2 protein-coding genes are annotated in these 6,000 nt (G+C 59.0%); both read right to left on the bottom strand.

The features are described 5' to 3' along the window. Positions 1–4,757 (bottom strand): peroxidase family protein (locus tag G7A66_RS07180; protein ID WP_206675100.1); only part of this gene is annotated, 4,757 nt, incomplete at its 3' end. Between the two features lie 417 nt (positions 4,758–5,174). Then, entirely contained in the window at positions 5,175–5,882 is a 708-nt protein-coding gene (locus G7A66_RS07175; protein WP_174294992.1) for a LuxR C-terminal-related transcriptional regulator, read from the bottom strand. Between the last annotated feature and the right edge of the window lie 118 nt (positions 5,883–6,000).

Raw genomic sequence — 6,000 nt, 5'->3', positions numbered from 1 at the left:
GCCTCTATCACTACGTCTGCGGCGTTATCGACGATGTGTACGTCGTTTCCGGTTCCGCCCACCGTCGTGTCGGTTCCAGTTCCACCTTCAAGAACATCGTTACCGCCGTTTCCGGCAACTAGGTCATTGCCTGCTCCGCCTTGCAGCGTGTCGTTGCCGGCGCTGCCATTCAGGATGTCGTCGCCGGTCGTGCCGTTGAAGGTAGTCGCGACATCGGCCTGCCAGTTCACACCTGTCACGCCCGTCGGGGCGGACAGCAGGGTCTTGGCGAAACCGAGATCATCGACATAGTTGAACGCTGCCCGCAGCAACTGCCCCGCCTGTGCGCCCGCAGCGGTGCCTGGCAGGTCTTCCGGCGTGAACTGTTCGCCCACGGCACCGGGTATGTCGACCCAGTCAATTCCGTTCGCCGATTGCTGCCACTGGATCGAAAAGGACGCGATGCCGCTCGTGTCGCTGATGCTGCTCACGTCAACGGTGAGTGTCTGTCCTTCGGTCGGAGTAGTGTCGTCGATGACCGCTGCCCCGCTGGCATTGGTGAAGGAAGCGGCGGTGCTGACCCGCTGGTCTGCGAACTGCAGCCATTCGACATTGCGAACGGTGTCCGATCCATCGGAAACACGTCGTGCCCCGGTAAACGGATCGATGACATCAAGTGTCGGGTTCACATGCGTCACGATAAAGCCGCCGCCCGGGTTTGCGGTGATCTGGTAATTGGCCAATTCGTCGTAGAAGACAGCCGTATCCTGATCGCCGGAGAGCCCGTCATCCACGATCTCGCGAACGATATGCATCTGTGCGGGCTTCACTTCGCCGGACAAAAGCATGCTGGACAGGGGCTTTGTCACGCCGCCCAGTGTCACCAGCTGAGAAAGGCTTGTGACAGTCGCGATGTCATTCTGGCCAGAAGGATCCATTATGCTGATCCGCACATGCAGGCGGGCGTCGCCATCGATGATGTCATCGCCGCCGCGTCCTTCCAGCAGGTCGCTGCCGGCGCCGCCCATCAGTATGTTGCCGCCAGCGAATACGACCTCGTCATCGGGCGCATCGCCGCGGGGCGGCAGGCCGAGCGCTTCGCGCAGGCCCGAGATACGATCGACGCCGGCCTGCGTCAGTTCATGACCGATCATGTTGCCTTCCGGGCCAATTACATCGACCGATCCGCGATCGTCGCCGCGCAGGATGTCATCGTGGTTCGATCCCGACAGGGCCTCGGTCTGGTCGAAGCGGTTCCGCAGGATGTCCGCCATCTCGGTCGCGAAGATCTTGATGGTCAAATCGGAATTCGCGGCGATCTTGCTGCCCTGATGGCTTGCCCAGTCGAAACCGAGCATGCCTTCGTTGCGCATCACGCTTTCGCCCTGGACCATGATGTCGTCGCCGGATTCCGCGTCGAAATCATGCTCGTCATCGCCTGCGAACATCACGTCATGGCCGATGATGGTGGAATTGAAGAACAACTCTGAGTTGTCGCCGGCCGTGGTGTCGAAACCGCCGCCGCCTTCGATCCAGTCGTCGCCTTCATTGCCCATCAGGAAGTCGGCATCGGCACCGCCGAGGATGAAATCGTCGCCTTCGCCGGCGAAGACTTCGGTCATGTCGACGCCTACGATGAAGACATCCTTGCCTTTCCCGCCCATGAGGATGTCGAGACCGTTGGAATTGGCGATGACGTCGTCGCCGTCTTCTCCCTTGATGAAGTCACCGGTGTCGCCGCTGTCGGTGATGATGTCGTTACCGGCACCGCCGATGATCAGGTCGACGCCTGCGCCGCCCTCGATACGGTCGTCGCCAGCACCGCCCCAGATCGCATCGTCACCCCAGCCGCCGATGATGGTATCGTTACCTTGGGTACCGTTGATCGCGGTGTGTTCGCCGCCGACATATTTGATGTAGTTCTGGTCCACCCCCGGGGTTGCCAGATTGTCGCGTTGCACTCTCGTCTGACCGAGCCCGTTCAGGACGGCATCGTCATACGTCGGATCGGGGCCAATCTGCTTGGTCGGATCGACATGCAGCACGTGGTCATGCAGAGCGAAGCTGTCGACGCCGGTATGATAGTCGAGGATGTCGTCGGACGTACCGCGAATGCCGTCAGGCCCGGGCCGCGTCATGTCGGTATTGGCCATGACCAGCTTGGAGAACGCGTTGTTCTCCAACTCGTTCAGCAGGTTCAGGCCCTGCGTGCGGGTCAGATAATAGAACCGGTCGTTGTCCTGCAGGATTTCCATCTGCATCTCAAAGACGGCATTGAAGGTCGAACCGAGGAAGCCGCCGAACGGCATCTGCTTTTCGGCCAGGCCGCCGATCCAAAGGTCGATGTCGTTCACGCCGGTTTCCGCCGCAGGTCCGTTCAGCCAGGCGATTCGTGCTTCGCGCTGCTCGGGCGACTCTCCTTCCGCGCCGAGAACCAGCGCCGTTGCTGCATCGCGCCGGGCGGCGATGTTGTCGCCGGCATCAATGATGGACTGATGCGTGCCATAGGCGGCGATGAAGTTGATGACCGACATCGGCGTCTTCAAATTGGCACCGAATTCTGCCCAGCTTGCATAGGGCGTCAAGAAGCTGGAGCCGGAGGCATCGTAAAGCTGCTCGCGCGCTTCGTTCAGCGAAGGCATGCCGGTATCACGGCCGCGTGCGATGTTGATCGCCGCAAGGTCGAGGGGCAGGCCCAGCAAGTTGCTGCGTAGTGCATCCGTCACGAATTCGTCGATCTGGTTGCCATGAGTGATATTCATGCCGCGGAAGATTGCACCCGCCGCCTGCTCGTGTGAAATCGTTCTGTCCTGGTCAAATTCCACCGGGTTGAGAAAGGCCTCGATCAGGCCGATGTCGTTTCCCCAGGTCTCGAGATCGGTGACGGGGACCGGTACGCCATTCGCATCGTAGCTGACCGGGTTTCCCGCTTCGTCGAGAAACATGCGCCCGACATCCTCCGTCAGCATGGAATGACCGAAGCGATACACGACATGGGCGAATTCGGCGAAGATCGCAGGGTCGATGTCTGTCGTGGTGTTGAACACGAATGGATCGATGTTCGGCTGGATCTTGCGCCCGAATTCCTCGAACACCAGATGCTGGTACTGCATTTCGGTCGCGAAACGAGCGGCCTGGAACATGCGTTCGCCGTCCCAGGAGGCATTTTCCGCATAGACGGCAAGCTGGGCCGGGGTCATTGCTGCCAGTGTGTCGACTTCCGCCTGTGTCACGTCGATCGTCAGCCATTCATTGATGAATTCGGCATCGCCTGACTTCAGCACGGTGAGCTTCGTGGCTTCCACCTGCCGATTGTGTTCGGAATGAAAGACGTGGTGCACGGCGGTAAGGCCGATATTCTCGTTGCCGCGTCCGTCGCCGGTGATGAAGTGCCGGTCCAGCAGTTCGTTATCATATTCAGTGTTGCGGCCTTGGAACGAGGCCACGGCGTTGCCGGTGGCGCTATCGGCATCCTGCACCAGATTGCCGCCACTAACCACCGGTGCGGCATTGTGGGCGATATCGTCGAGGAAGGCATGATTTGTGCGCAGGGGCGTGGCCGTAGGACCTTCCGGCACTGTTTCGCCGGGAATTCCCAACAGCAGATGCACCGGGATCTCCGGCGTTCCGCTGACGACGATGTCGTCTTCGGTATTCGGCACGCCATCTGCGCCAAGACCGGTGATGACCTGTGCAAATCCGTTTTCATCGGGAATGAACTTCCCATAGGCATCCACGCGAACCAGCGGGATGTTGCCGACATCCTTGTCGGTCAGGACAATGCCCAGCATATCGCGCGCCTGCGCCTTCACATCCGCCCAGGTCGCGAGCCCGCCGTTCACACCTTCAAGAAGGTGTCCGGTCGCGACCGGTCGCCCATCGACCATCTCATATTCGCGCAGGAATACCTGATGCGATGGATGGGAGGTGTAGGTCTGGTTCTGATCGACGAAGGGAGTCGTGACGTTGGTCGTGTCCCTGGTGTCGTCAGCCGTGCCCATGATGCCGTCTTCGCCTGGCCCCGCTGTCTGCGTTGCGCGGGTCAGGACCATGAAATTGGTGAAGCCACCTTCGACATACAGCGGGTCGTCGGGCTGCAGCGGTACATAGACCGTGCCTGCGCCGCCCTTGCTGATCAGGTCGAGGCCATGATCGAAGAACTGGCCGAAAAAGGTCATCCAGGCGTTGAATGGGGCTGACAGCCCTTCATCAGGGGCGACGTTGGGAAGGAGCAGGCTGTCGCCCTCCATCGCAATCCCGTAAGTAGCGACACTGGTCTCAAATTCCGCGCGAGTAATGACGCCGGCTTGAAGATTCTGCCATTCCGTGCGGATGGCGGCGATTGCAAGGGCTTGGCTACCCTCGTAGCCTGCAAGCGAAAGCGCCGACGCGATAGCCGCAGGATTATTCGGTGACTGGTCAACGATGAGGTTGGAAATAAGTCGCGGATCAACGTCAGCAACGCTCACTGCACTCCCGTAATCAGTGTTCGTTACAGCGGGAGAGGGGCCGAACGGACCATCAGGATCGAAGCTATCTCCATCCTGCTCGTTTCGCCAGGTGGGGTCGAACAGTCGGGGCATGATTTGATCGGCCGCGCCCCAGGTTTCGCGTCCTTCGACCAAGTTGTTGAGAGTGCCGTCGACCGTGCGCAACCCAAAGGGAAGGCGGGGGTCGCCCACCAGGTCGGCCAATGGCGTGCCATTCGCGTGCGCTTCAGCAATCTTGATCTGCTGCAGAACGAACGTGAGGTCATGAATGTTGAGATTAACAGCCATTGTCTTGTTCCCTACCCAAATAGCGGCGGGAACTATCAATGAACAAGCCCGTTCTGAGCGGACATTCATTCAATTTCCCGTCCACCTGTTTAAAAACAGAAGAAAACGATTCTTACCGATGAACAGGGTATGACAGGTTGTTTGTGTCTCGGTCCACTATGCAGAAGTACTAGCCCTTTAGCTGTAGGTATAGACCCATTCGGCTATACTATAGCGAACGCATTAGACCAAAAGGTATATATGGCGCGCATAGCCGGGCGTCGGCAATGGCCATCGCCGGGCGTCCAAAAGAATGTGAGGATTGTTACGGAGGTTTTGGCGGCCCTCGGCAGACACGCCTTGAAAGTGCGGCTTTTGCAATCAGGCTGATGTGCGGGTGGCTACCCGGAGTATCGCCCAGTCGGCACGAGCGCCTGCTCAGTGCCGGCGGTCTGCAATCTCTCCAGCCATGCGCTTCTGCTCCCCCTGCAGGGGGAGCGATAATTCCATCTCGCGCGAGGCATTCCTTGCAATGCGTGAATAGCGTGCCACCGCAGCGACACGATTGTGCACCCCAAGGGCGCGATAGGCGGCATTGACATGGACCTTAACGGTGCCTTCGCAGATGCCGAGCATACGGGCGATTTCCTTGTTCGACTTACCTGTCGCGAGCACATCCAGCACCTTGCACTGTTGCGGGGTAAGCGAAACAGGGTCGCTACCGGGCGGCCCGGGTGGTGAGGCCGAATTCTTGGGCGAATTGGACAGATAGATGCGGCCCTTGCGAACAGCCTGAATCGCCTCGACGATAGCATCAGAAGGCATGGATTTTTCGATACATCCCTTGATCCCGATGGATATGCAGCCGAGTGCGAATTCTCCCGTCAGGGATTCGACCGAAGCAACGATCTTCGTTCTGGGATAGTGGCGGCTCAGTTCGCCGAGCCCAGCCAGGCCGTTCAACCCTGCAAGCCGGCTGTCCACAACCAGCAGTTGCGTTTCAACGCTGTCGAGATGCTCGATTAAAGACACAAGATTGGTCGCTTCAGCGACAGAGTAGCCCAGTTCAGGCTGACGCAGGATAGTTGAAAAACCGATCCTGCAAAGATTGCTCCCGTCGGCTATGATAGCCCGATCCACGCTCATGACTTGCCCCTCGCAAAGTTTTACTTGGGCGACCCGAGTCGTTGTGCGTTACAGACTTTTTTACCAGATGAACGGATTACGCGCAAACGAAACACCAACTACACATATGTTATCGTTG

The organism is Alteripontixanthobacter muriae (assembly GCF_013336795.1).
GTDB lineage: Bacteria > Pseudomonadota > Alphaproteobacteria > Sphingomonadales > Sphingomonadaceae > Pseudopontixanthobacter > Pseudopontixanthobacter muriae.
The sequence above is the reverse complement of the archived record's forward strand: the minus strand, read 5'-3'. Positions and strand labels throughout refer to the sequence as shown.